Here is a 26,055-nt window from a genome sequence, read left to right as displayed (position 1 = left end):
GAGCACGGGGAGCGGGCGCACGCGGCCCGGGCAGAGTGGAAGGGGGGAACGCCGCGCAGGGCGCGGCTGGTTCGTCGTCATCGGTGCCGGTCCTGGCCGTCAGCGTGCCGGTGGCAGGCCGGTGAAGGCGTCGGCCAGCAGCGCCTGAGCCGTGCGACCCGCCTCGGCACGCGCCGAGAGCCGCGTTCCGAAATCGCCGCCTTGCGCCCGCGCCTCCTCCGGAAGGGCGGCGTAGGCCTTGGCCGCCTCGGCGAGGTCCCCACGGTCGAGCGCCGCCTGAACCTGCGCGGTCGAAGCCGCGCTGCCGGCGGCGGCCTGGGTTCCGCCCGCGGTGGGTCCGTCGGCGCGCTTCACCTGCACCAGGGAACTCGCCATGTTCATCAGACGGTCGCCCACGCTGCCGGTCTCGGCGACGGATTTGGCCTGGGCCGCGCGCTTGGCCTCGGCGATTTTCTCCGAGATCCGACGGAACTCCGCGGCGAGGCCTGAAGCGGTCGGCGCGCCCTTGTCGGCGAAGGGGCCGAGCGCGTCGAGGCGCTTGGAATCCGCCGGTTCGAGGTTACGCAGGCTGGCGAGCGCATCCGGGTAGGGTTGGCCCGCCTCCAGCGCCGAGGCGATCCGGTCGGCCGCGACGATGCGCAGGGCCGACTGCACGGTCGATTGCTTGGCGCTCTGATCGACTGCCTTGTCGAGGCCGGCAATCCGCTCCGACTGTTCCTGAAGCTTCCGCTCCAGGCCCTTCACGGCTTCGTCGGCGCGGGTCTGGGCGGCGTCGGCGGCCTGCTTGCTCGCCTGCGTCGCCTCCTGCACGGTCTGGGTCGCGGCGGCGATGCGCCCGTCCAGCGCCTTCTGCACCTCGTCTACGCGCTTGCCGAGGGCGGCCTCGGCCGCTTCGTCCGCCTTGGCACGGGACGCGACATCCGCCTGCAGCGCCGCGATCTTGTCGGAGAGATCGGACGCAGCACTCTTGCCGCCGTTCGTTTCGAGCGCCTTGAGCCGGTCATCGAGGGCGGCGAGGGCGGCCGGATCCATCGACTGCGCGGTCTTCACCTCGGCCGTGCCGTCGCGGCCGGGCTCCTCCTGCAGCGCCGAGACGCGCTGATCGAGGGCATCGAGACGGGCCGCGATGTCGGCGGGGACGGTCGGCCCCGGGGCGGAACCGTCGGCGGAGGGGGCCGTGGCGGGGGCGACGCCCGCCTTCTGGAGCGCTTCGTTGGCACGGTCGGCGGCGGCCTTGGCCGCAGTTTCCGCTCGGGCGACGGCGTCGGGCAGGGGCTTGAGCGCCTGCTCATTGGCGGCGAGGCGCTTGTCGAGCCCGGCTACGGCATCCTTCGTGGCAAGGCCCGCCAGGGACTTGTCGAGATTTGCAAGGCGCGGATCGGCGCCCCGCTGGTAGGTGGTGACGCCGTAGAGGAGGCCGGCGCCGATCAGGCCGCCGATCAGGCCCGAGGCGGCCACGGAGCCGAAGCCCGCGCCGCCGCGAGCCGGTGTCGCCTTTGCGGCTTCCTTGGGCGCTTCCTTGGCCGAAGCGGGAGCGCCCGCGCTCTCCTTGCCGGCATCGGGTTTCGCGCCCGGCTTGGCGGCATCCGCCGCATCGGAGAGGCGCTTGGCCTTGAGATCGAGGATCGGGCCGTCTGTCAGCGAGGCCGCCTCCGTCACCCGCGTGGCGCCCGGCGCCGCTCCCGGCTTGGCTCCCGAGGTCGCATCCGGCTTGGTACCGCCGGAGCTGGCGCTCCCGGTGGCGCTCCCGGAGGCCGGTGTCTCCGGCTTCACCGTGCTGCCGCCGGTGGTGCCGGCCTTGGCGGACGTGTCCGGTTTGGCATCGGTCGCCTTGGCGCCGGCCGGATTCGGCGGAATCGCGCTGCTGCCGGTGGCGCCCGGCTTCGACGGTGCATTGCCGCCCGGCGTGCCGGAGGCAGTGGCCGGCGCGCCGGACGGCTTTCCGGGCTCCGTGGGTTTGTTGGACATCGTTCCTGCGCCGGTCGAAGCGGCCGACGGAGGGACCGCGCTGCTGCCGGTGGCGCCCGGCTTCAACGGCGCGTCCGCTCGAACGTCCTGCGGGCGCCCGGAAGACCCAGGCGCATTGCTACCGGGCAGGGCGCTGCTGCCGGTCGGACCCGCCTTTGCGGGCTCGGACTTGACCGGCTCCGACGCCGCTGGTCCCGACTTGGCCGGCTCGACCTTCGGGGTGGAGGCCGCTGCGGACGGCTCGGCAGGTTTGCCCATCGCCTTGTCGGCGGGCCGGGACGAATCCTTCGTCACGTCCCTGGCCGCTTCCCGGGCCTGCTCCGGCGACTTGCCTTGTTCCGAAGACTTGGCCTGCTCCGAAAACTTGCCTTGCTCCGGCGACTTGGCGCCATCCCTGGCGCCGTCCTTGGGTGAAGTCACGGGCGTTCGCTCCATTCAGCCGCCGCACCGGCGCAGTGTGCTCCCATAGAAGAGCGAACCGGCGCCGTCATCCATCGGAACCGCTTCCGGGTTCCATCTCCGACGCTCCGACACGCTCTCGCGTCCCCATCGGCCCGCAGGGGCGACGAGGCCGTTCAGTCCGAAGCCGCGAGACCGGCAAGGAGAGCTTCCTCGCTCGGGCGCGCCGCTACAAAATGGGCCGCGACGCCGAGCTCGACCAGTCCCAAGGCCACGTCCGGAGACAGGCAGTAATGCGCCAGCGCCCGAAACGCTCCGCTCAGACCGGCTTTGCCGGACAAATGCACCGCGATTTCGGCGCTTCGTCGCGAAAAATGCAGGGCCGCGGCGAGCGGCGCGTCGTCCCGGCCCAACAGCCCCTGCACCACCGGCGCCGGCAGGGTCGTCTCGGCCAGAGCCGCGTAGGCGGTCCAGGTCGTGACGCGGTAGCCCGCAGCCGTGAGGCTCGCGGCGGGCTCGGCCTTGCGGTCCTCGCCGGCCGCGTGGAGGAGAGTGCCGCCCGGCCGCACATGGGCTGCGACGAGCCGGGCCAGGCTGACGGCGTCTCCGTCGGCGCAGTGCACGGAGCGCAGGCCCGCCCGGTTCGCCCGCTCGGCGGTGCGGGTGCCGACGGCGAAGACCGGTGCCTCGGGAAGACCGGCTGCGGCGAGCGGCGCGGCGGCGTTGGCGCTCGTCAGGATCAGCCCGTCGAACCGGCCGGTGGGCGGCGGCCCGTCGCTCGGCGCGATCCGCAGCACAGGCGCCACCAACGCGGCATGGCCGAGCTCGGCCAGCCGCCGTGCCGTGCGGCTCGCGCCCGGCTCGGGCCGCGACACCCAGATCCGCATACGCCCCTCTCCCTCACGCCATCCACAGCGTCCCTCGGCGGTGAGCCTCACCTGTATCCGTCGGCGGTTTCGTCGTAGACGTGGTGTCGCGACCGGTCTGACCGAGCTTTCGCGAGACATGGAGTAGGCGGGCCGGCCCCCGGCACGCAACGGTGCGTGGACGTCAGCGTGACACTCATGAAGATCCTCGGCATCGAGACCACCTGCGACGAGACTGCCGCCGCCGTCGTGACGCTCGGTGAGGACGAGCGCGGACAGATCCTCGCCAACGAGGTGCTGAGCCAGATCGCCGAGCACGCGGCCTATGGCGGTGTCGTGCCCGAGATCGCCGCCCGCGCCCATGTCGAAGTGCTCGACCGGCTGATCGCCCGGGCACTCCAGCGGGCGGGGACGACTCTGAAGGAGATCGACGGGATCGCGGTTGCCGCCGGGCCCGGCCTGATCGGCGGTGTGCTGATCGGCCTCGTCACGGCCAAGACACTCGCCCTCGTCGCGCGCAAGCCGCTCCTCGCGGTTAACCATCTCGAGGCGCACGCGCTGACGCCGCGGCTCACTGACGGGCTCGCCTTCCCCTATCTTCTGCTGCTCGCCTCCGGCGGGCATACGCAGCTCGTCGCGGTGAAGGGGGTGGGCGATTATGTCCGGCTCGGCACCACCATCGACGACGCCATCGGCGAGGCCTTCGACAAGGTCGCCAAGCTTCTCGGGCTCGGCTATCCCGGCGGTCCCGAGGTGGAGCGGCAGGCGGAGAGCGGCAATCCGGAGCGGTTCGCGCTGCCGCGGCCGATGATCGGGCGGCGGCAGGCGGATTTCTCGCTGTCGGGCCTCAAGACGGCCCTGCGCATCGAGGCCGAGCGGCTCGAACCCCTCGCCTCGCAGGATGTGGCCGATCTCTGCGCGAGCTTCCAGGCGGCAGTGGTGGATGTGGTGGTGGACCGCGTGCGCGTCGCCCTGCGCGCCTTCGCGGGCGTCGCCGGGCATCCGACGGCTCTGGTCGCGGCAGGCGGCGTGGCCGCCAACGGAGCGATCCGCCGGGCGCTCGCGGCGCAGGCCGGGGAGGTGGGCCTGAGCTTCGTCGCGCCGCCGCTGCCGCTCTGCGGCGATAATGGCGCGATGATCGCCTGGGCGGGGCTGGAGCGCCTGCGCCTCGGCCTCGTCGACGATCTCACCGTGCCGGCCCGCGCCCGCTGGCCCTTTGCCGAGGTCGCGCCGGCCGCGTGAGGCCGGTGGCCCAGGATCAGGCGAGCGCGCGGGCGGAGGCGGTCACCTTCTGCACGGAGAGATCGACCTCGTTCGCCGCCTGCGCGATCCCGTTGGCGTTGCCGCGTACGGCGTCGACGCTGCGCGCGGCGGTCTGCATGTTGCTCGCGATCTCCTGCGTGACCGCGGCCTGCTCGGTGACGGCGGAGGAGACGCTCATCGAGATTTCGCTGAGATCCGTGATGGTCGAGACGATGGCGCGGATCGCCTCGACGGCCCGGGCCGAGGAATCCTGGACGGCGGCAATCTGCTGGCCGATATCCTCGGTGGCGCGCGACGACTGACTCGCCAGCGCCTTCACCTCGGTGGCAACCACGGCGAAGCCGCGGCCGGCCGCGCCCGCGCGGGCCGCCTCGATGGTGGCGTTGAGCGCGAGCAGGTTGGTCTGGTCGGCGATCGAGCGGATCACGGAGACCACCTCGCCGATACGCTCGGCGGTGGCGGTCAGTCCGCTCACGATTCCGCCCGCCTCCTCGGCCCGGCTCACGGCCGCGTCGGCGGCGGTCTTGGCCTGCGAGGCGTGGCGGCTCAGTTCCAGGATCGAGGCGGCGAATTCCTCGGCGCCCGCGGCAACCGACTGGACGTTGTCGGAGGTGACGGCCACCGCGGCCGCCGTCTCGCTCGCCCGACGGCTGACATGCGACATCGCGCCGGTGATGGTGCCGAGATCGGACTCGATGGCGCGCTGCCCGTTCGCACGCCGGAGCCGGTCGGCCACGGCCTGCGTGACGTCGCTGGCGAACTTCACGATGGCGCAGGGACGCCCTTCGCTGTCGAGAACCGGATTGTAGGAGCCGTAGATCCAGATCTCCCGTCCGCCCTTGGCGAGCCGCCGGAACTCGCCGGCCTGATAGGTGCCGTTCGCGAGCGACCGCCAGAACTCGGCATAGGCGGCGCTCTTCACCTCCCCGGGATCGACGAACAGGCTGTGATGCCGGCCGCGGATTTCCTCGAGCTGGTAGCCCACCGCATCGAGGAAGTTTGCGTTGGCATCGGTGATCGTGCCGTCGAGGCCGAAATGGATCACCGCCTGAGATCGGTTGATCGCGGCGATCTGGCCCTCGTAGCTCGCGTTGCGCTGGGTCTCGGCCGTGATGTCGGTGGCGAATTTCACCACCTTGTATGGCTGCCCGCGCCGGTCGAGAATCGGGTTGTAGGAGGCCTGGATCCAGATCGAGCGGCCATCCTTGGCGATGCGCCGGAACTCGCGGGCCTGGAACTCGCCACGGCGCAGAGCCTCCCAGAATGCCTTGTATTCCGGGCTCTCGCGCTGTTCGGGGGGCATCAGCATCGCGTGTGAACGACCACGCAGCTCATCGAGGGTGTAGCCGACGAGGTCGAGGAAGTTGGCGTTCGCGTTCGTGATGGTGCCGTCCATTGCGAACTCGATACGGCCTTGAGCACGATCGACGGCCGCAAGGATGGAATCTTGTTCGGAATGGAAGATCGCCACGGCTGAAGGCTCCAGGCATCATGAATTTCGATGAAAGTTGGTTTCCTGCAATATATTTAATCAACCGTTAATCTCATACCAAATGACTAGTATGGACCGTATTGGCGCACCGAACGAACGACATTTCGTCAGGATTAAAAAGTAATGCAGCTATCGAGGATTATTTTTTGAAATTTCAAACAAAACGAAAACAAGAAAAATTGCAAGGCAAACCTGAGAGGGTATGGCGCAGGAATGCGAAAGTTGAATTCGCGCAACCGGCGAGAAGATGTTTCCGGTTTTGCCCGAATTTGTGGCACGAAGCGGTTTTTTGTGTCGGTCGTGGTCGGAAATGCTTCGACAGGTCGACATCACCTTGGTCCGGTCTCGCAAAATATTGCAAATATGACAGGTGAGCACACGCCGTTGGCCGGGTTCGGGCCTCTTCGTCACAGGATTGCGGATCGGTACTCGCTCTTCCGCCGGTAGGTCGTTATCGCGAACCTGACGATGTGGCTCCGGGTCCGCACCTTGGCCGTAATGAGCCGGGCTGCACGAGGTTCCCGATGGAGGCGGACATGAAGTCAGGCACGCAGCGGCGGGACGAGGTCGTGGCCGTCGTCGGCGGCGGATCCTGGGGCACGGCTTTGGCCAACGCCGCCGCCGCGGCGGGGCGCCCGGTCACGCTCTGGATGCGCGATCCCGAGGCGGCCGCGCGGATGGAGCAGGCGCGGGCCAACGAGCGCTATCTCCCCGGTGTCGCCCTACATCCCGGCGTGCGCGCCACGGCCGAGGCCGCCGCGCTGGCGTCGGCGGGCACGGTGCTGCTCGTCGTACCGGCCCAGACTCTGCGCTCCGTGCTGGCGGCGCTGGCGCCCTCGCTGGCGCCCGGCGCCGCGGTGGTGCTCTGCGCCAAGGGGATCGAGCGGGGCAGCGACGCCTTCATGAGCGCGGTGGCGGCGGAGGTGCTGCCGTCCGGCTCCCCGGTGGCGGTGCTGTCGGGTCCGAGCTTCGCCTCCGACGTCGCCCGCGGCCTGCCCACGGCCGTGACCCTCGCCGCGGCGGACGGGGCGCTGGCGGCGCGGCTCGCCGGCCTACTCTCGGGCCCGGCCTTCCGGCTCTATCACACCGACGACGTGCGCGGCGTCGAGGTCGGCGGTGCCGGCAAGAACGTGCTCGCGATCGCCGCCGGCATCGTCGCGGGCCGCGGCCTCGGCGAGAGCGCCCGCGCCGCGCTGATCGCCCGCGCCTTCGCCGAGCTGATGCGCTTTGCCCGCGCCTGTGGCGGCCGGGCGGAGACGCTGATGGGGCTGTCGGGCTTAGGGGACCTCGTGCTCACCGCCTCCTCGCCGCAATCGCGCAACTTCGCGTTCGGCGAGCGTTTGGGGAAGGGCGCCTCGCCCGAGGAGGCCGCGGGCGGCAAGCTCGTAGAAGGCGCCTTCACCGCGCAGGCGCTGGTCGATCTCGCCAGGGCACGGGAGGTCGAGATGCCGGTGGCCGAGGCCGTCGCCGCGGTGGTGGCCGGAGCGCTGACGGTCGATGCGGCGATGACCGGCCTGCTGTCGCGGCCGCTCAAGGCGGAGACGGCGTGAGCACCCGTCGACGGGTCGAAAGCGGAGCGGTGCGCGCCCTTCAAGCGCGGCCGGATTTTCGATAAGCGAGGGCGCCTTTCCCGACGGAGCCGTCCCGCGCCATGGCCTACTGGCTGTTCAAGTCCGAGCCCTCGACCTGGTCGTGGGACCAGCAGGTCGAAGCCGGGGAGGGCGGCACCTTCTGGAACGGGGTGCGCAACCACCTCGCCAAGAAGCAGATGCAGGCGATGCAGGTCGGCGAGCGCGGCTTCTTCTACCATTCCAACGAGGGCAAGGCCGTCGTCGGCATCGTCGAGGTCATCAAACCCTATTATCCCGACCACACCGACGAGAGCGGCCGTTTCGGCATGGTCGATGTGCGGGCGGTGGCGCCGATGCCGCGCCCGGTCACTCTCGACGCGATCAAGGCGGCGACGGCGCTCAAGGACATGGCCCTCGTCACTAATTCCCGCCTCTCGGTGCAGCCGGTGACCGAGGCGGAATGGGCCACGGTCTGCGCCATGGGCGGCTACGGCGAGCGCTGAGCGGCGGCCGACCGCTCAGCGGATGAGCGCACCGGGCGCCGGGCCGCGGCTGCGCAGCCGGGTGCCGACGCTATGGAGGGCGCGTCCGAGACCCGCGCGCAAGGGCGGCTCGATCCGCTGCGACACCAGCAGGGATGCGGCGACGGCCGTCAGAATGCCGCCCGTCAGGCTCGCGGCCGGCGGGAGCCCGTAGACGGCCAGGAACCGCATCGCCAGGGCGCCGACGAAGGTGTGCAGCAGGTAGAGCGGGTAGGTCGCGAGCCCGAGATCACGGAAGCGCCGCCCGAGTCCGGGAAAGGCGTCGGTCAGCGCCGTGTTCGCGCGGATCGACAGGCAGAACAGGGCCATGAAGACGGCGTAGAGGAACCATGCCATCGCCGGGCTCCGGTCGAGGCCGAGCAGGACGCCGACGAAGCCGGCATCGTAGCGGATCTGCAGGAAGCCCCCCGTCAGGCAGATGGCGAGGCCGGCCAGCCGCAGCGCCGTCAGACCGTTCCGCACTGCGCTCCACAGCAGCACGCCGATGGCGAAGTGGCAGCCATGGGTGAGCAGGGCGAGCTTGGCGATCCGCGTGCTGATGATCCGGTCGAGGTCAGGCCAGAACGGCGTCGCCGCGAGGCACCACGCGAGCGCGCTGATGACGCCGACCGCCAGGATCACCGGCTCCAGCCGCTCGAACCGGTTCAGAAACAGCAGGGCATAGACCAGACCGTAGAACATGATCTCGATCCCGAGCGTCCAGTAGACGCCGTCGATCCAGCGGGGGACCGGGAACAGGACGAGGGTGCGGACGTAGCGTTCGAACAGGACTCGGGTGGCTTCCGGGTCGAAGAGCAGCGCGAGCCCGAAGGAGACGGTGGCGCAGAACCAGATGCCCGGCACGAGGCGCAGGATCCGCCCGGTGAGAAAGCGCGACGCGCTCGCCTGTGAGGCGGAATAGGCGATGACGTAGCCCGAGATCACGAAGAACATCGGCACGCCGACCCAGCCCTGTGAACTGACGGGCAGCAGGATCGGAAACGGGATCGGCTGCCCGACGAGGGTGGCGGCCTCGCTCGACGGGACCATCCAGGCGGTGCAGGCGAGGTGATACAGCACGACGAGGCAGGCCGCGCCGAAGCGGAGCAGGTCGAGGCCGATCAGGGGCCGGGATGCGTGCGGGCGCGGCGCGGCCGAGGTCTCGCTGGCGGTCTGGACGATTGACATGCCTGTGGTCCTGATGCCGGGACGATGCCGTCTGTCGGACAATCATCCGGCAACGCGATGCTTGTCTGTTGTGTCTTCGGGCAAACATGCGCGCGGGACAACGGCATGAAAATACTGATGCCGCCCCTTTTTCCGTGACATTTTCCAAGTGGGCTAAGAAACCCGAAATTCAGTCTCACGGATCTGTGAGGCTCGACCTTGTGTCCGGCACCCGGCGAAATCGGTTCCGCTTCGCATCGATTGACGTTCCGTGAGATGCCGGCCCGGTCGCCGACCGTCTGCAACGTTCCTCGAAGCCGGCTTCCGCGTTTCGGAGGGTGGATCGGACGGCATGCCTGATCCGGCGCCATTCCGGGCGCAATCGAAACGAACGGGAGACTTCATGGCACCGCGCGAACCCCTGCTCATCTCCGTGCCGATCGCGGAACTGCGCCCGACGCAGATTACGGTGGGCTACCGTGAGGTCGAGGAGAAGCGCCGCCGCTGGCGGGCACACGATCCCGAGAAGAAGGCGGAGTTCCTCGGCTCGCACATGATCCCGGTGCTGCTGGGGCCCAAGAAGAAGCACTACGTGATCGACCACCACCACCTCGCCCGCGCCCTGCAGGAAGAGGGCGAGGAGAACGTGCTGGTGACCGTGGTCGCCGACCTGCACAAGCTCGACAAGGACGCCTTCTGGACGGTGGCCGACCACAAGGCCTGGGTCCATCCCTACGACGCCGCCGGTCTGCGGGTCGGCTTCGACGACATCCCGAAGGTGATCGCAGATCTTGCCGACGACCCGTTCCGCAGCCTTGCGGGCGAGCTGCGCCGGGCCGGCGGGTTTGCCAAGGACACGACGCCGTTCAGCGAGTTCCTGTGGGCCGACTACCTCCGGCGCAACCTGAAGCGAAAGCTGATCGAGAAGGATTTCACCCAGGCGCTCGAGCAGGCGCTGCGCCTCGCGAAGGGGCCGGATGCCGGCTACCTGCCCGGCTGGTGCGGCCCCCTCGACGGCTGAGCCGAGACCCGAGCAACGAGCGCGGCCGCCGCGGCGAAGAGGCCGAGACCGGCGGCGATCAGCGCGTTCCAGCCGGCGAGTGAGAGCCCGAGGAAGCGCCACGCGGCGGCCGTGCAATCCACCGGCCGCACGCTCTCGAGGTTCTTCAGGAAGTCGGTCACGTCGGCCGGTCCGGCGCCGGAGCCGCCGCCGCAATCGCTGGGGCCCGGCCAGAACCCCCACTCCGCGCCCGCGTGATACACGCCGAGACCGGCGCCGTAGATCAGCACCAGCGCGACGAGCCCGAGGACGAAGCGCGCCGGCCGCGGCGGAAACAGGGCGGCGATCAGCGCCAGCGGCACGGCGAGGTAGTAGGGCACCCGCTCCGTCAGGCAGAGCTTGCACGGCACGTAACCGAGGCCGTGCTCGAACACGAGGGCGCCGCCGACGGTGAGTGCGGCGCCAAGCGCCACGGCGAGCGCGGCGGCGCGCAGGGTGAACCGGCTCACAGCATCACCTTGAAGGCGACGAAGCCCAGGATCACCACGGCCGCAAACAGTCCCGCCACCACGTTGAGGTGCCGGTCGAGCACCGCGCGGATGCCGATGCCGTAGCGCCCGAGCAGCCATGCCAGCAGGAAGAAGCGCGCCCCGCGGGTGATGACCGAGAGCAGCATGAACCAGAACAGCGAGTAATGGGCGAAGCCCGAGGTGATGGTGACGAGCTTGTAGGGGATCGGGGTGAGGCCCTTCAGCAGGATCACCCAGTGTCCGTAGGTCGCGTAGGAGGCCTGGAAGGTCTCGGCCTTGTCGGCGAGCCCGTAGAGGTTGAACAGCCACAGCCCGACCGAATCGAACAGCAGCGCGCCGATGGCGTAGCCGAGCAGCCCCCCGAGCACCGAGGCGACAGTGGCGATGGTCGCGTAGAGCCAGACCCGGTCCGGCCGGCTCACCGCCATCGGCACCATCATCGCGTCCGGCGGTACGGGAAAGAACGAACTCTCGGCGAAGGCCACCGCTCCGAGCGCCCAGGGCGCGGACGGCTTGGCGGCGAGCGCGAGTATCCACTCGTAGAGCCGGCGGATCATGGTGCCTCGTTTGGGTGCGGGAAGCGGTGCCCTTTCAGCACAGATGCGCCACGGAGGCGAGGGCGGAGGCGCTTGACCGCAGGCAACCGCACCGCGCGCGATGTCGTGAGCGCTTAGGGCGGGTTCCCGCTGGGCCTCTGTCCGCGGCCGCCCATATCTCCGAGGCCGGGGCGGCGAGCGCTGCGGATCGATGGGAAACGGGTTCTGCCGATGTCGCGCCGCGTCTTGATCACAGGGGCCAGCGTGGCCGGCAACGCCGCCGCGTTCTGGCTGGGACGTGCGGGCTTCGACGTCACCGTCGTCGAGCGCGCCGCCGAATTCCGCGGCGGCGGCCAGAACGTCGATGTGCGCGGTGTCGGGCGCGAGGTGATGCGGCGGATGGGCCTGGAGCGGGCAGCTCTGGAATGCGGCACCGGCGAGGAGGGGACCGCTTGGATCGACGGACGGGGGCAGGTCGTCGCCCGCTTCGCCACGGCAGACATCGACGGGGACGGCCCCACCGCCGAGATGGAGATCTTGCGCGGCGATCTGGCCCACCTGCTCTACGAGGCGGCCCGCACGCACGCCGCTTTCCGCTTCGGCGACCGCGTGAGGCGCATCGAGCAGGACGCGGAGGGCGCCACGGTCGGCTTTGCCGGTGGACGGACCGAGCGCTACGACGGCGTGATCGTCGCCGAGGGCGTCGGATCGTCGACCCGCGAAAGTGTCTTCCCCGGGGAGAACGATCCGCGCTGGATGGACCTGACGATCGCCTATCTCACGATACCCAGAACTGCGGACGACGACCGGATGTGGCGCTGGTACAATGCCACGGAGGGCCGGGGCGTATCTCTGCGCCCGGATCGCCACGGCACGACGCGGGCGATGCTGATGATCCAGCAACCGCCGGGCGGCGAACAGGATTGGCCGCCCGACCGGCAGAAGGCCTTCCTGCGCACGCGGTTCGCGGATGCCGGTTGGGAGGCGCCGCGCGTGCTCGCCGCTCTGGACGAAACCGACGATTTCTACTTCGACGTTCTGCGACAGGTGCGAATGAAAACCTGGTCGAAGGGACGTGTCGTCCTGACGGGCGATGCCGCGTGGTGCGTCACGCCGCTGGCCGGCATCGGCACCACTCTGGCGCTCACCGGGCCCTACGTTTTGGCCGGCGAGATGGCCCGCAATGGCGATGTCGTCGGCGCTTTCGCAGCCTATGAGCGGGCCATGCGCCCGATGGTGAGCAAGGCCCAGGGTGTCCCGAAGATCGCGCCGCGGTTGATGAACCCGCACAGCCGCCTCGGTATCCGCCTTCTGCACACCGCCCTGCATGTCGCGAGCAATCCGAGCCTGCGCAACCTTGCCGCTCGGGCGTTCGCCCGGCCGCCCGTGGTGCCGGATCTGTCACCCTACCGGGCGATGGAGACCGTCCGCCTCGAATCTCCGAGCCTGTCGCATTGAGTTACGCCGACGGAGCCATGGCTCCTCACGCGGAGGGTCCGGGCGCATGCATGGCCCCGAAGCATCCCGGTCCTGGTGCAACCGGATCGTCCGGCAAAAATTCGCTCTGGCCCGTCGCCCCGGCTTGTGCCAAGAGGCGCGTGCGTCGCGGGTATGGCGGAATTGGTAGACGCGGGCGACTCAAAATCGCCAGCCGAAAGGCGTGGGGGTTCGATTCCCTCTACCCGCACCAGCCCTCCCCAACGGAAGCGATCACGGCAGCGTCGGCTCGGCGGTGAGACGCGCGCGGATCGCGGCGCCGTCCCGGCCCGGCGGAGCCCCGAACAGGCGGCGATAGTCACGGCTGAACTGCGACGGGCTCTCGTAGCCGATGGCGTAGCCCACGCCCGCCACGTCTCCGGCGCCGAGCAGCAGGCGTCGCGCCTCATGCAGCCGGACCTGCTTCTGGAACTGGACCGGCGTCATCGTCGTCACCGCCTTGAAATGACGGTGGAAGCTCGCGGGGCTCATACGCGCCAGCGCTGCCAGATCGGCCACGCGCAGGGTTTCGGCATAGTGCTCGCGGATCCAGGCCGTCGCCCGGCCGATCCGCGCGGCATGGCTCTCGGGCAGGCCGACCTGCCGAAGGGCCGGGCCGAGCGGACCGCCGAGCAGGCGCCAGACGATTTCCCGCCCGATCAGCGGTGCCAGTACCGGCAGGTCGCGCGGGTGATCGAGCAGGGTCAGGAGGCGCGCGAGAGGATCGCACAGGTCGGGGTCGAGCGTGACGGTGCGCAGCGGCGCGAAAGCCGGGGCGGGGGCGGCTCCCTCCGCGAGGGTCTCCGCCTGGGCGCTGAGCAGGTCGGCCAGGGCGTCGAGATCGATCGCGAGGCTGAGTGCGAGATAGGGCCGCGCCGGGTTTGCCTCGGTGATCCGGGCCGTGACGGCGAGATCGAGCGAGGCGAACAGCGCTTGGCCCGCGGCGTAGCGGAAGCCGGTTTCCCCGAGCAGCGTCGTCTTGGCGCCCTGCGCCACGACGCAGAAGGAGGGGCGGTAGACCGAGCGGATCGGCCCGCTCGGCGTCTCGGCGCGGTTGAGGAGCAGCCCGTCAGCCGGTGTCTCCCGGCCGAAGCGATGCCATTGCCGTTCGATCAGCGCCGCAAGGCCGGAAAGGTCGGTCGTCATGGGTGAGGATCCTAGAGAGCATTCCTTGTCCGCGCATCACGGGAGAGCGCCGTTGAGAGGATCGGGCAAGGGCTTGAGAGGATCGGCCGTGCACGCGACGCCGCGGACGCCGTAACAGGGGCCGTCCCTTCCAGACGGAGATCTCTCCATGCGCATGCGCCCCCTCGGCCGGAGCGGCCTGTTCGTGTCCGAACTCTGCCTCGGCACCATGACCTTCGGCGGAAGCGAGGGTTTCTGGGGCCAGATCGGCCGGCTCGGCCAGGACGAGGCCGACACCCTCGTGAAGACCGCGTTGGACGCCGGCATCAACTTCATCGACACCGCCAACGTCTACGCGGGCGGGATGAGCGAGCGCATCCTCGGCCAGTCGCTCAAGAATCTCGGCATTCCCCGCGACGACGTGGTGGTCGCCACCAAGGTGTTGGGTCCGATGGGCGAGGGTCCGAATGCCCGCGGCGCCTCGCGCGGGCACATCCTCAGTCAGTGCAAGGCGAGTCTGGCCCGGCTCGGCCTCGACCATATCGACCTCTACCAGATCCACGGCTTCGATCCGGCGACCCCGATCGCGGAGACGCTGGAGGCGCTCGACACCCTCGTGCGCCACGGCCATGTCCGCTACCTCGGCCTGTCGAACTGGGCGGCATGGCAGGTGATGAAGGCGATCGGCATCGCCGAGATGCGCCGGCTCGCGCCCATCGTCTCGCTTCAGGCCTACTACACCCTGGTCGGGCGTGACCTGGAGCGCGAGATTGCACCGATGCTGACCGCCGAGGGCGTGGGGCTGATGGTGTGGAGCCCGCTCGCCGGCGGCTACCTCTCGGGCAAGTATAACGGCGAGGGCGCGGCCGCGGATGGGCGGCGCACCACCTTCGATTTCCCGCCGGTCGATCGGACGCGCGGCGCCGTCGCGCTCGATGCCATGCGCGGAATCGCCGAGGCGAGAGGGTGCAGCGTGGCGCAGGTGGCGCTCGCGTGGCTTCTGCACCGGGACGTGGTCACCAGCGTCATCGTCGGCGCCAAGCGCGTCGGGCAACTCGAGGACAATATCGCCGCGACGCGGGTGCGGCTCGACGCCGACGACCTCGCCCGGCTCGACGCGGCCACCCGGCTGCCGCCGGAATATCCCGGCTGGATGCTGGAGCGCCAGGGCGCCTACCGGGCCTGATCTAGTCCCGCAGGAAGCGGCGGATCCAGCCGCCCACACGCGCGCTGTCATGCGGCGCTTCCAGCGAGGCAAGAGCCGCGGAAACCAGAGCTGGGTCGCTCGCCCCGGCCCGGTGTCCGTCGGTGAGCGCGCGGGCATAGTCCGGCGCGAATTCCGGGTGGCACTGGAACGAGAGGGCGGGGCGGTCGCTCCAGGCCAGCACGCCGTAGGGCGTGAAGGCGCTGCCCGCGAGCACCCGCGCGCCGGGCGGCAGGGCCACCACCTGATCCTGATGGCTCACGGGGATGGCGATCGTCTCCGCGTCGTCCATGAAAGGCGCGCGCTCCGCTACCGCGTAGGCGTGCAGCCCGAGGCCCCATCCGCGTTGCGACCGCTCCACCCGCCCGCCGAAGGCCTGCGCCAGGGCCTGATGTCCGAAGCAGAGGCCGACGAGCTTCTTCGAGCGATCGAGGCCGCGCAGGAAGGCGAGCAGATCCTCGACCCAAGGGGTCGCGTCATAGACCGAGGCGGGCGAGCCGGTGATGACGAAGGCGTCGAACGCCTCCGGCGCCTCGGGCCAGTGGCCGGCCGTCACGTCGAAGCCGGTGAAGGCGTGGCAGTCGCCGATCAGCGCCTCGACCATCGCGCCGTAAGAGGGAAAGCGCCCGCCGAGCCGCTCGGGCGGGTGGCCGGTCTCGAGGATGGCGATGTTCATGGAGCCTGGCTTAGATCGCCGGATCGAAGGCGGAAACCGTCGCCGGAGCCGCAGGCTTGGCCTTGAGCCGCACCAGCAGAACGGCCGCACTCATCACCGCGGCGAAGATCGCGAAGATCAGCGGGTTGTAGACGATGAGCGCTATGAGACAGACCACGGCCATGACGAGCGCGAAGGCCGGCGCGTAGGGGTAGAGCGGCGCCCGGTAGGGGCGGGCGAGGTCCGGCTCGCTGGCGCGCAGGCGGAACAGCGCGGCCATGCTCATCACGTACATGGTGAGCGCACCGAACACCGCCATCGTCACGATGCTGGCGGTGAGCGACTGCCCGGCGACGCTGATCAGGTTGTCGCTGTAGATCGCGGCGATACCGACGATCCCGCCCGCCAGCGTCGCCACGTGCGGCGTCTGGAAACGCGGATGCACCCGCGCGAACAGTGTGGGCAGGAAGCCGGCGCGGGCGAGCGCGAAGATCTGGCGGGCATAGCCCATGATGATGCCGTGGAACGAGGCGACGAGGCCGAACAGGCCGAGCCAGACCAGCATGTGCAGCCAGCCGCTCGACTCGCCCACCACCCGCTTCATCGCCTGAGGCAGGGGATCGTTGAGGTCGGACAGGCTCTTCCAATCCCCGGCGCCGCCGGCGAACAGCATCACCCCGAAGGCGAGCGCGGTCAGCGTCAGCACGCCGGTGATGTAGGCGATGGGGATGGTGCGCTTGGGGTCTTTCGCTTCCTCCGCGGCCATGGCCACACCCTCGATGGCGAGGAAGAACCAGATCGCGAAGGGGATCGCGGCAAAGATGCCGCCGATCGCCGCCGGACCGAAGCGGTCCCCTCCGGCCCAGCCGCCGGCCGTGAAGTTGTCGAGACGGAAGGCCGGGGCGACGACGCCCATGAAGACCAGAAGCTCGGCCACCGCCAGCACGGTGACGAACAGCTCGAAGGTGGCGGCGATGCGCACGCCGACGATGTTGAGGCCCATGAACAGCAGGTAGGCGCCGAGCGCCGCGTGTTTCGGGTCGAGCCCCGGATACTGGACGTTGAGATAGGCGCCGATGGCGAGCGAGATCGCGGGCGGCGCGAACACGAATTCGATCAGCGTGGCGTAGCCCGCCACCGCCGCTCCCGTGGGCCCGAAGGCCCGGAGCGCATAGGCGAAGGGGCCGCCCGCCTGCGGGATCGCGGTGGTGAGTTCGGTGAAGCTGAAGATGAAGGCCACATACATCGCGGCCACGCACAGGGTGGTGACGAGGAAGCCGAGGGTGCCTCCTTTCGCCCAGCCGTAGCTCCAGCCGAAATACTCGCCCGAGATCACGAGCCCGACGGCAATGCCCCAGAGATGGAAGGCGTTGAGGCTCTTGTCGAGCGTGGTCGAAGGCGTCGGCATCGTGCAACTCCGCAGTCCCGGCCCAACCGGCTTCGGCACAAGAGGCGGCGTCCGAACGGGGCCATGGGGCGGAAAGGCCAAGCAAGAGCGTTGCCGCTTTCCGTGGTCGCGGTGCTCGTCAGGCGCGCGGGGCTGCGAGGCCTTCACGGGAGGGGCGCCGCATGCTGGCGCCGCTCAACCCCTCTGGGCCGGCGGCGGGGCGAGCCGGGAGCCGACGGCGGTCACTCGGGGACGGCCGTTAGCCGGCAGGATCGAACGGGATTTGAGCGATGCGTCCTGTTGCCGGATGTTCGCTCAGCTCGACATTGAAGGTCTTGTAGATGAAGGCGAGCAGCTCCTCCGCCGCGCAGGCGCGCGTCTCGGACGAGGCCGCCGCCGCTTTCGCCTCATGATAGCGACGCGACAGGATCTCTTTTTCCGAAAGCGCCGTTCGCAGCGCCATCTTCGTCGCGGTAATCGTCAGCCGGCACTCACTGATTTCGTTCATCAGCGCCGATCGTTCCGATTGCCAACGGACGCGCTCTTGCTGGACGCTTTGAATCAGGTTCAGCGCCTGCGGTTCGATCATCTCTTTCCAGCGCTGCAAGTCGTGGATCGTGTCCGCGGCTTGCTTCACCAAACCCAATGCGTCGTCGAGCCTGACTTCGACGCCGAACATGGCCCATTCGGAGGGCTGGACCGGAAGGCCGCTCTCGCTGGTGATCGGGCATGGGCTGTCGAGGTCCATCGGAGCGCGTTCACGCCTTACGGCGCGTCCTGTCCGATGTCGCCGGTCTCCGCGGGGACGGGCTTGTTCTTCGAGCCGAAGGCCGTGAACACGGCGTCATAGATGCGGACCAGCCAGGTTTCCGCCTCCTTGGCACGCGCTTCGGCGCGGCGGGCGCGGTCCTCCGCTTGGCTCAGCAGGACCTGGTTCGAGGCGAGCGTCTTCTGGAGCTGCCGCACCTCGTCCTCAGCTTGGCTGATGACGCTTCGGAGCTGGTTTTCGAGATCGACGGCGCGCTCTTCGCTGATCCGGATCGCTTCGGCAGCCTCCTGCACGAGGTCGATCGCGGAGACCCAGTCGCGCTGCGGCGGCGAGGCCGTGCCCCCGTCGGAGGCGGATGCGGTGTCGGAGGTGGCGGGCGAGAAATTGATGATCTTGTCTCCCGGTCGCGTCACGTTGGCCTGCCAAGCCCGCATGAGAATGGAATTGCCGGAGGAAGGGGCGGCGTCTTTCACGGCCTGTTCTGACATTCAAACATCCTTCCGAGTCTTTTTTTGCCAGATCTTCTTTGCCGAGGAACGGCGAATTAGGCCGACTTGCCCGTGGAGCTGAACGGCCGAACGTTGCTCACCTCGTCGGCCGAGGCATGCGCGGTCTCTTCGTCGAACTCGTCGTTCACCTGCTCCCGCCACGGGCGGCCCGAGCGTTTCAGGGCATCGTGCTGCTTCTGCAGCGTGACCCGGCTTTCGCGCGCGATGTCGAGGGCACCTTGCAGCAACGCGCGCTCCGAGCGCTCGTTCTGCAGCTCTTCCATCAATCTGCGATTGGAGGCTTCGAGATCGGCACGGGCGGCTTCGTGCCGGTGGGTCAGGTGCTCGATGCGATCGTTCAGCACCGCGTTGCGGTTCGTCGTCTGCTCGATCGCCGCATCCTTGGCGGCCAGAGCCTTGTTGAGCATGTCGCAACGGCTGTCGAGTTCGCCGCGAATGCGCTGGATTTCCAGGAACCGCTCGGTCTGGCGCGAAAGGTCGGCTTGCAGGGCTTCGAGGCGGCGTTCCAGCGTGCTGCGCGCGATGGTCGCTTCCTTGAAATTGCGATCGACCGAACGGAATTCCTCGTCCTTGTCCCGCAACTGGTTGCGAGCCTGCACCAGCAACTGTTCCGTCGAGGTCGCCCGGTTCAGCGCGGCTTCGAGTTTCATCGCGAGGCTGGCGCGGTCGTTTCGGAGCGCGGACAGCTCCGTTTCGTGCTGCGCTTCGTTCCGCTCCCTGACGGAGATTTCCGTCGCGAGTTGGGTCTCGACGATGCGCAGGCGCTGCCGGTCGGCCTCGGCGGTGGTCGTCAGGTCGCGATGGCGGGCATCCAGATCCGCGAGCTGGGTCGCCTGCTCCTCGCTCAGAAGTTGCAGACGGCGTCCCTCGACCTCCAGCAGGCTGTTCCGCTCGCGGACATTGTTCAGCTCGTGCTCGGACCGCGCCAGGGCGCTGTCGGCGGCCTGCGCTTCCTGCCGCAGCGCCCGGCTCTCGCTCGTCAGCGCCTTGTTCTGCTCGACCTCGGAAAAGAGCTGGCGCTCCAGGTTCTCGATGGCCGACACCTTGTCGCGCAGATCGATCTGATGCGCCTCGACCGCTGCATCGCGCTCGCGCAGGCTTTCCAGGGTTCGCTTCGCGTGAACCTGGGAATCCGCCAGCTCGCTGTTCATCCGCGACAGCTTCGTGGAGAGATCGGCCACCTCGTCGCGCAGGCTGCCGTTGGCGCTGACCTCCTGCGTCAGCGTATTCTCAAGCTCGGCGATCCGCACGCTGGCCTTGGACAGCTCGCTGCTGATGCTCGCCAGCGGTTGCAGGATCAGCACGAAATCGTCTTGGAGGCTTCGCAGATCGTCCAGGCGGCCGACCATCGCGTCGATGCGCTGCCGGACGACCTCGTCCCGTTGACCGATGGCGTCGAGGTTCGTCGGAGCCGGCTCGGGGGCCGAACGGGAGCGTCTCCCGCCCTCCATCAGGTCGGGGAGAACCGCCTTCGGAAGCCGCGGCGAGGGGGGCGGCTCCGGGTTGCGCGGCCGTTGCTCCGCGTCCCGGTCGCGTGAGGCGGATGACGTCGGCAGCACGTTTCGGAACGGCATCCAAGCCATCGCGGTGTGTTTTCCCATAACGACACGGCGAATTCGCGTGCTTACTGCTTTTTTAACAGATTTGTCACGCAACGCGAGTCGCCGGACCCGTTGGCAACAGGCTTCTTCCCGATCGGATGCGTATCGGTCTTTTGATAACTAAATCGTGATTACGGAATATTGCTTAGTATATCCAGATTTTATTGCTGCGTTTATGTCAACAATGTGATGATTTGATAAGAATTGCCTTTCGTGGCGTCGGATTGCTGGTGCCAGTGATCGTGATGGCCGTCAGGTTGTGCGGATTTCTGTTGCCGGGGATGCTCCGGCAAAGAACGCCTCTGCAAAGAACGCTTCGGCGTGGGTTGTTGCGATACGCGCGGAATTCGCTCTGGGCGGATAATGCCCTGCAAGTACAACCTGAGGACGCATCAGCTTCGGGCGCCTCCGCTCGCCAACGGAAACCGCGTCACGTCGGCGCGGAGGCTGCTCCGGGGCCTACGCTCATGAGGGCCGCGGCGGTCAGGCGGCGCTCGGCCCCGTTTCCAACGCGGTCCCGTCGCGGGTGCGGATGTCCATGGCGTTTCCGCGCCAGACGATGGCGGTGCGCGCCCAGGCGCTCGCCCAGATCGCCGGAAGAAGGGCGTCGCGGACGAGGAGGGCGGCAAGCATCCGCGGTGAGCGGTGCCAGCCGGCGCGCGCGGCCAGTGCGATCTCCGCCCCGTACCAGAGGGCGCCGGCGCCGACGAGCCAGAGCGTGGCCTCGACGCTTCCCGCCACGAACCCCGTCAGCACCAGCGGCAGCAGGGCACCGATCCCGATCTCGGGGGCGAAGAACAGCGGGAAGGTGACCCGTCGCAGCCGCGCCCAGCGCACCTGCCGCGACCAGACCTCGGAAAGGGCACGGTGCCCGAGCGGCTGCTGGAAGGGCAAGGCGACGAGATGCACCCGCTTGCCCGCCGCGCGCACGAGCTTGGTCGCGGCGGCGTCCTCGGCGATTTCGGCGTTCAAGGCGCGGATGCCGCCTTGCGCCTCAAGGAAGGGCTTGCTCCAGAGCATGCTCTTGCCCTGGGCGAAGCCAAGGCCCAGCGCCTCGCCCGCATACTGCCACCGGGCCTGCAGGGTGTTGAGGAAGGCGCATTCGACTTCGGCGAAGAAGTTCGCAGGACGTGCGCCGATCGGCGTCGAGCAGACGAGGCCGCTGCTCGTCCGCCACGCCGCCTGCATCTGCTGGATGTAGTCGGGCGGCATCAGGACGTTGGAATCGGCGAGGATCACCCAGTTGTGCCGGGCGGCATCCCAGCCGCGCACGCAATTGTTGAGCTTCGGATTGCCGCCGATGCGCTCGTCGCCGAGGATCAGCCGTGACGGGATCTGCGGGTGCGCCACTCGCATCCGCTCCAGCAGCGGCAGGATCGGGTCGCCGGCCTCCGCCACGCAGAAGATCAGCTCGTAGGCCGGATAATCGAGCCGGAAGCTCGCGAGCAGCGTCTCCTCGCTGAACGCTTCCAGGCCGCACAGGGGCCGCACCACCGAGACCGGGACGCCTGCGGGGAAGGCGGACGCCTTCCCGAGGTCGCCGCCTTTGTCGCGACTTTTGCGCCCGATGCGCAGGGCCGCCACCGCGAGGCTCGCGAGGTTGACGGCGACGAGAACCGCGCAGAGCGCAAGGGCGGCGAGCGCGCCGCTCTCCGGCAGGGCGATCATGCGCGGCGTCTCCCGTCGAGGGTTTCTTCGGACGCGACGGCGCGTCTCATCACGCCCCTAGCAGCGCCGCCTTATCAGGCGTGTGACACTTCAAACGCCGTCCCAGGCCGTTCCCTTGATCCCGATCGTGTTCCATCCGGCCTACGAGGCCGAACTGCCGGAGGGCCACCGCTTTCCGATGCGCAAATACGGCCGGCTCGCCGAAATTCTGCGCGCCCGCGGCCTCGTGCCGGACGGCTTCGTCACGCCGGAGCCCGCCGACGCGGCGCTGCTCTCGGGCGCGCATGATCCGGCCTATGTCGCTGCGGTGCTCGCCGCGCAGGTGCCGCGGGTGATCGAGCGGGCGATCGGCCTGCCCGTGACGGAGGCGGTCGCCGCCCGCGCCTGCGCCTCGGCCGGCGGAACGCTGCGCGCCGCGCGCCTCGCACTCAGCCACGGGCTCGCCGGCAGCACGGCCGGCGGCAGCCACCACGCGCGGCGGGCCGGTGGCGCAGGGTTCTGCGTGTTCAACGACGTGGCGGTGGCCGCCCTCGCCCTGAGACGCGAGGGCGCGATCACCCGGGCGCTGATCGTCGATCTCGACGTGCATCAGGGCGACGGCACCGCCGACTGTCTCGCCCGCGAGCCCGACCTGTTCACGCTCTCGATCCACTGCGAGCGCAACTATCCGCACGACAAGGTGCCGGGCGATCTCGATATCGGCCTGCCCGACGGGCTCGACGATGCGGAATACTTCGCGGTGCTGGAGGCGCGCCTGCCCGCGCTGGTCCAGAATTTCGCGCCGGACCTGATCTTCTACAATGCCGGCGTCGATCCCCATCGCGACGACCGGCTCGGCCGCCTCTGCCTCACCGATGCGGGGCTGCTCGCCCGCGATCGATACGTGGTCGGCCTCGCGCAGTCGCAGCGGATTCCGCTCTGCGCCGTGATCGGCGGCGGCTATGGCAGCGACGTCGATGCCCTGGCCGCGCGCCATGCCCTCGTCTTCGAGGCGATGGCGGCAGCCTGAGGAACGCCGGTCCGCGCGCCCGGTTTGCCCAGGCAAGGCGACAGCGCGACAGGAAGAGACGATGCCGGACGACGCGTTCGACCTGAACCGGTTCGTAGAGGCACAGGACGGCCTCTACGAGGACGCGCTCGCGGAACTGCGGAGCGGGCGCAAGCAGAGCCACTGGATGTGGTTCATCTTCCCCCAGATCGCCGGGCTCGGCTCCAGCGCGATGGCCCGGCGCTACGCGATCCGCTCGCTGGCCGAGGCGCAGGCCTATCTCGCCCACCCGCTGCTCGGCGAACGGCTGCGGACCTGTACGCGGGCCGCCAACGCCTGGGAGGACCGCTCGGCCCGCGCCCTGTTCGGCGCGCCCGACGACGTGAAGTTCCGTTCCTCCATGACGCTGTTCGCGCAGGCCGATCCGGGCGACCCGGATTTCGCCCGTGCGCTCGCGTTGTTCTTCGAGGGACGGCCCGACCCGCTGACCTTGGAGAGGCTGGAACAGCGCTGAACCGGGAGCGTCGCCCCGCTGCCCTTCGGCTTCGAGCAGACTCCAAAGCCGCAATTGAGTTCTAACCCGATTTTTCCGGGTCGCGCATCAGTATAGAAGTATTATAAAAAGTTGAGAGTGCTGATGATTGGTTGTTGACGTTACATTGCGCGGAAACATAAAAGTTTAAGACCGCCGATCTAAGATCAAATATTAGTCCGTTCTCTGAGGGTTCGGGGATTGGTCGGACATGAGGCTCTACGATGAAGCGCGCGCTTGTCTTAGCCAATGGCCCGCGCATCCAATACCGAGTTTTGCGATGTGCAGGCGAATGCTTCGATGAAGTCTACGTCCTGGGTGCAAACGATGCATATCTCCTGAAGCGTTCGCGCTTTTGCGAAAGATACATCGATTTTACCGGAGATTTTGCCAATATTCGGCAATCGGATCTTGCCGATATTCGCCGGCTCTGCGCCGTCAACAAGATCGATATGGTGCTCCCGAGTTGCAGCCGGACGACGCGTCTCCTGGCAGCCCATGGGGCCGAGATCGGGGCGCCGTACTATCCCGTGCCGGATCAGGAAACCTTCGACGCGCTCGACGACAAGTGGCGCTTCGCCGGCGTCTGCGCCGACCTCGGTCTTCCCGTCCCGCTGACGCGGCGGTTCGAGACGATGGCGGATCTGCGCCGCGACCCGGACTACGCCCACCTCGAATTCCCGCTGATCCTGAAGCCGGCGGCCATGTCGGGCGGCTACGGCGTGCGGCGGATCGATTCCGCCGACGCGCTTCCCGAGCATCTCAGTTACACACCGATCATCTGTCAGGCTTACGTGCCGGGCGAGGAGTTGAGTGCGTTCTATCTGTGTGAAGCCGGAAAGATCTTCGCCTCGTTCTCCTATCGCCGGACCCTGACGAAGCTGGAGGAGATCCGCGTTCCGGCCATCGATGCGCATGCGAGCCGGCTCGTCGCGCATTTCCGCTACGACGGGGTGATCGGGTTCGACGTCCGGCGCCGGCCCGATGGCGAGATCGCCTTCATCGAGTGCAACCCGCGCTTCTGGTACCACATGGAAGTGGCGATGCTGGCGGGCCTGAACTTCGTCACCCTCGGCTGCCGCCTGCGTGAGGGGGAGAGCGGCCCTCCGGATTCCGACACGCTCAAGATCCGCTCGCCGCGACGCCTGTGCGGAAACCTGCTCACGCCCTGGCGCCTGAACCGCGCCGAGCGGGCCTATCTCCGCTACATCGTCCGCGATCCGGCGATCTCCGGCTGGGCTGCCTTCCAGAGCGCGATCGGCCGCTACCGTCTCGCCGGCGGACAGCTCCTGTGAGGCACGCGTGTCGATGCGCGGGAGAGCGGCGCCGCTTCCGGCCGGTTCACGCCGGGCCGGTCTGCGCATCGGGATATCCCCCTCAAGAGCGCGTGCTTTAAGCGCGGCTTTGTCGTCGTTCTCGACCGGCAGAGATGTCACGACGTTGTGAGCCGGCCCGCGGATGCAGGGCCGGCGGAGCGACGCGACTGAGGGAGAGGGGCCGTCCATGGATTCGAGCGGCGACTTCGCGAGCCTGCCTTTAGCCGAGCCGGCGCCCCCGTCATTGGTGCCCGATGCGGTCTCGCACCGGCCGGTCTTTTCCGTCGAGGTCGCGACCGCCCCACGCTTTCGCTCGCTTGCCGCGGAATGGCGCCGGCTGGTCCGGCGCTGCGCCGAGCCGAACGTGTTCATGGAGCCCGCCGTCGCGGGTGCGATGTACACCGCGACCGAGACGCCGCTGCACGTCCTCCTCGCCTGGTCCCGCCGCGGCGGGGAAGAGGCCGAGCTGGTCGGTGTCTGGCTCCTCGTGGTCGGACGGCCCTCGTCGCGCCTGCCGATCCGGACGCTCGAAGCCCCGTGCAATTCGCTGACCTTCCTCGGCTCGCCGGTGCTCGATCGCGACCATGCGGTCGAGGCCCTATCGGCGATGCTCGAGGCCGTCGCCGGGAATCCCACCCTGCCGAAGCTGATCTGTGCCAACCAGATCGCGATGGACGGGGCGGTCTACGCCGCCCTCGTCGGCGCGGCCGGCCGTCGGGGCTTCCGAATCGTCGAGATCGAGCGCCGGCAGCGCGCCCGGCTCGATGCGCCGGTTGCGGGACAGGCTGCGCCGGCCTCTCCCGTCTCCTCGAAGCGGCGGGCCGAGTTGCGGCGCCATCGCAAGCGGCTCGCGGAGCAGGGCGAACTGCGCCAGATCAGCTCTCGCAAGCCGGAAGAGGTCAGCGCGGCGTTCCAGGAATTCCTCGATCTGGAGGCGGCGGGATGGAAGGGCCGCAAAAGCCGGCGCGGACGGGCGATCCGCAACGCGCCGCCGCTCTGCGCCTTCGCCCAGACGATGATCGTGGGGTTGGCGCGGGACGGCTGCGCCGGCATCGAGACCCTGCGCCTCGACGGCCGGGCCATCGCGATGAACATCTGGCTGCGCTCCGGCCGCACGGCCTTCGGCTGGAAGATGGCGTATGACGAGGCTTACGCGAAATGGGGGCCCGGCTCGCTGCTGATGGAGGCGACGACCGAGACGGCGTTCGCGGATGGGACCATCGACACCATCGATTCCTGCAACCGCGACACCTCGGCGGCCCTTGCGCAGATCTGGCCGGAGCGCCGCGAGATCGCGGATCTCCTGATCGACGTCTCCCCCGGCGGCTCCCTGCGCGGCCGGTTGACGGCCCTGTCGGAGACGCTGTTCCGGCGCGGACGCGGCGTCGCCCGCCGGACCTACAAGACCCACGTCAAGCCGGTCTACTTGCGGGCCCTGGCCCGGCTGACCGCGGAGCCGCGATCCGGAGCGGGCAAGCAGGGGAAGACCGACGGGTAGGAGGTCCGATCCTG

23 protein-coding genes and 1 tRNA gene are annotated in these 26,055 nt (G+C 68.9%); 11 read left to right on the top strand and 13 right to left on the bottom strand.

Going from position 1 to position 26,055, the window contains the following annotated elements; all coding sequences use genetic code 11:
- Positions 1–99: 99 nt before the first annotated feature.
- Together MSPGM_RS03220 and MSPGM_RS03215 are read right to left on the bottom strand one after the other, a co-directional pair.
- Positions 100–2,388 carry a hypothetical protein gene (locus MSPGM_RS03220; protein WP_003606890.1) on the bottom strand — a complete coding sequence of 763 codons (2,289 nt, stop codon included), beginning with the start codon at positions 2,386–2,388 and terminating at the stop codon, positions 100–102.
- Positions 2,389–2,543: 155 nt separating this feature from the next.
- The gene (locus MSPGM_RS03215; RefSeq protein ID WP_012752133.1) at positions 2,544–3,254 is read right to left on the bottom strand and encodes a uroporphyrinogen-III synthase; all 711 of its coding nucleotides are present in this window, start codon (positions 3,252–3,254) and stop codon (positions 2,544–2,546) included.
- 177 nt (positions 3,255–3,431) lie between these two features.
- Between MSPGM_RS03215 and tsaD the strand changes: the two genes are divergently transcribed.
- Entirely contained in the window at positions 3,432–4,475 is a 1,044-nt protein-coding gene (gene tsaD / locus MSPGM_RS03210) for a tRNA (adenosine(37)-N6)-threonylcarbamoyltransferase complex transferase subunit TsaD (RefSeq protein ID WP_012252470.1), read from the top strand.
- A 16-nt stretch (positions 4,476–4,491) separates the two neighbouring features.
- On the opposite strand, the gene MSPGM_RS03205 is transcribed toward tsaD, so the two are convergent.
- Positions 4,492–5,967: a PAS domain-containing protein gene (locus MSPGM_RS03205; RefSeq protein WP_003606904.1), complete on the bottom strand. Its 1,476-nt coding sequence runs from the start codon at positions 5,965–5,967 to the stop codon at positions 4,492–4,494.
- A 545-nt stretch (positions 5,968–6,512) separates the two neighbouring features.
- Here MSPGM_RS03205 and MSPGM_RS03200 point away from each other — a divergent pair.
- Positions 6,513–7,538, top strand: coding sequence for an NAD(P)H-dependent glycerol-3-phosphate dehydrogenase (locus MSPGM_RS03200; RefSeq protein ID WP_012752131.1), 1,026 nt, complete (start codon positions 6,513–6,515; stop codon positions 7,536–7,538).
- Between the two features lie 101 nt (positions 7,539–7,639).
- Positions 7,640–8,062, top strand: a complete 423-nt coding sequence (locus MSPGM_RS03195; protein ID WP_003602711.1) for an EVE domain-containing protein — start codon at positions 7,640–7,642, stop codon at positions 8,060–8,062.
- A gap of 15 nt (positions 8,063–8,077) precedes the next feature.
- Here MSPGM_RS03195 and MSPGM_RS03190 read toward each other — a convergent pair whose 3' ends face one another.
- Positions 8,078–9,268: an acyltransferase family protein gene (locus MSPGM_RS03190; RefSeq protein ID WP_003602710.1), complete on the bottom strand. Its 1,191-nt coding sequence runs from the start codon at positions 9,266–9,268 to the stop codon at positions 8,078–8,080.
- Positions 9,269–9,650: 382 nt separating this feature from the next.
- Between MSPGM_RS03190 and MSPGM_RS03185 the strand changes: the two genes are divergently transcribed.
- Positions 9,651–10,268, top strand: a complete 618-nt coding sequence (locus MSPGM_RS03185; RefSeq protein ID WP_003602709.1) for a ParB-like protein — start codon at positions 9,651–9,653, stop codon at positions 10,266–10,268.
- Here the strand turns inward: MSPGM_RS03185 and MSPGM_RS03180 are convergent.
- Together MSPGM_RS03180 and MSPGM_RS03175 are read right to left on the bottom strand one after the other, a co-directional pair.
- On the bottom strand, positions 10,232–10,756 hold the full coding sequence (locus MSPGM_RS03180) for a disulfide bond formation protein B (protein WP_003602708.1): 525 nt from the start codon (positions 10,754–10,756) through the stop codon (positions 10,232–10,234). The genes MSPGM_RS03185 and MSPGM_RS03180 overlap by 37 nt on opposite strands.
- Positions 10,753–11,334 (bottom strand): YqaA family protein, encoded by a 582-nt coding sequence (locus MSPGM_RS03175; RefSeq protein ID WP_003602707.1) that lies wholly within the window; start codon positions 11,332–11,334, stop codon positions 10,753–10,755. Before MSPGM_RS03175 ends, MSPGM_RS03180 begins: the two co-directional genes overlap by 4 nt.
- A 210-nt stretch (positions 11,335–11,544) precedes the next feature.
- On the opposite strand from MSPGM_RS03175, the gene MSPGM_RS03170 reads away from it, so the two are divergent.
- Complete coding sequence (locus MSPGM_RS03170) at positions 11,545–12,771, top strand: FAD-dependent monooxygenase (RefSeq protein ID WP_003602706.1); 1,227 nt, start codon at positions 11,545–11,547, stop codon at positions 12,769–12,771.
- A gap of 147 nt (positions 12,772–12,918) precedes the next feature.
- Positions 12,919–13,003 (top strand) — tRNA-Leu (locus tag MSPGM_RS03165).
- 20 nt (positions 13,004–13,023) lie between these two features.
- On the opposite strand, the gene MSPGM_RS03160 is transcribed toward MSPGM_RS03165, so the two are convergent.
- Positions 13,024–13,935: an AraC family transcriptional regulator gene (locus tag MSPGM_RS03160; protein WP_003602705.1), complete on the bottom strand. Its 912-nt coding sequence runs from the start codon at positions 13,933–13,935 to the stop codon at positions 13,024–13,026.
- A gap of 148 nt (positions 13,936–14,083) precedes the next feature.
- Between MSPGM_RS03160 and MSPGM_RS03155 the strand changes: the two genes are divergently transcribed.
- A complete protein-coding gene (locus tag MSPGM_RS03155) occupies positions 14,084–15,100 on the top strand; it encodes an aldo/keto reductase (protein WP_003602702.1) in 1,017 nt (338 codons plus the stop codon).
- A 1-nt stretch (position 15,101) separates the two neighbouring features.
- On the opposite strand, the gene MSPGM_RS03150 is transcribed toward MSPGM_RS03155, so the two are convergent.
- The 6 genes from MSPGM_RS03150 to MSPGM_RS03125 form a co-directional block, all read right to left on the bottom strand.
- A complete protein-coding gene (locus MSPGM_RS03150) occupies positions 15,102–15,794 on the bottom strand; it encodes a GMP synthase (protein WP_003602700.1) in 693 nt (230 codons plus the stop codon).
- Positions 15,795–15,804: 10 nt separating this feature from the next.
- The gene (gene eat / locus MSPGM_RS03145) at positions 15,805–17,181 is read right to left on the bottom strand and encodes an ethanolamine permease (protein ID WP_003602699.1); all 1,377 of its coding nucleotides are present in this window, start codon (positions 17,179–17,181) and stop codon (positions 15,805–15,807) included.
- 238 nt (positions 17,182–17,419) lie between these two features.
- Complete coding sequence (locus tag MSPGM_RS03140; protein WP_003602697.1) at positions 17,420–17,908, bottom strand: hypothetical protein; 489 nt, start codon at positions 17,906–17,908, stop codon at positions 17,420–17,422.
- Positions 17,909–17,925: 17 nt separating this feature from the next.
- A complete protein-coding gene (locus MSPGM_RS03135) occupies positions 17,926–18,417 on the bottom strand; it encodes a hypothetical protein (protein WP_003602695.1) in 492 nt (163 codons plus the stop codon).
- Between the two features lie 56 nt (positions 18,418–18,473).
- Entirely contained in the window at positions 18,474–20,093 is a 1,620-nt protein-coding gene (locus MSPGM_RS03130; protein WP_261926153.1) for a chromosome partitioning protein ParA, read from the bottom strand.
- Between the two features lie 429 nt (positions 20,094–20,522).
- On the bottom strand, positions 20,523–21,707 hold the full coding sequence (locus MSPGM_RS03125; protein WP_003602692.1) for a ceramide glucosyltransferase: 1,185 nt from the start codon (positions 21,705–21,707) through the stop codon (positions 20,523–20,525).
- A 115-nt stretch (positions 21,708–21,822) separates the two neighbouring features.
- On the opposite strand from MSPGM_RS03125, the gene MSPGM_RS03120 reads away from it, so the two are divergent.
- From MSPGM_RS03120 to MSPGM_RS03105, 4 genes are all read left to right on the top strand, one after another.
- The gene (locus tag MSPGM_RS03120) at positions 21,823–22,716 is read left to right on the top strand and encodes a histone deacetylase (RefSeq protein ID WP_012752129.1); all 894 of its coding nucleotides are present in this window, start codon (positions 21,823–21,825) and stop codon (positions 22,714–22,716) included.
- A 61-nt stretch (positions 22,717–22,777) separates the two neighbouring features.
- Positions 22,778–23,209, top strand: coding sequence for a DUF1810 domain-containing protein (locus tag MSPGM_RS03115; protein WP_012752128.1), 432 nt, complete (start codon positions 22,778–22,780; stop codon positions 23,207–23,209).
- Positions 23,210–23,451: 242 nt separating this feature from the next.
- Positions 23,452–24,522, top strand: a complete 1,071-nt coding sequence (locus MSPGM_RS03110) for an ATP-grasp domain-containing protein (RefSeq protein ID WP_003605243.1) — start codon at positions 23,452–23,454, stop codon at positions 24,520–24,522.
- Positions 24,523–24,730: 208 nt separating this feature from the next.
- Entirely contained in the window at positions 24,731–26,041 is a 1,311-nt protein-coding gene (locus tag MSPGM_RS03105) for a GNAT family N-acetyltransferase (RefSeq protein WP_003605242.1), read from the top strand.
- Positions 26,042–26,055: the final 14 nt, after the last annotated feature.

The organism is Methylorubrum sp. GM97, assembly GCF_024347855.1.
GTDB classification, from domain to species: Bacteria; Pseudomonadota; Alphaproteobacteria; order Rhizobiales; family Beijerinckiaceae; genus Methylobacterium; species Methylobacterium extorquens.
This window is presented reverse-complemented; position numbering and strand designations above follow the sequence as displayed.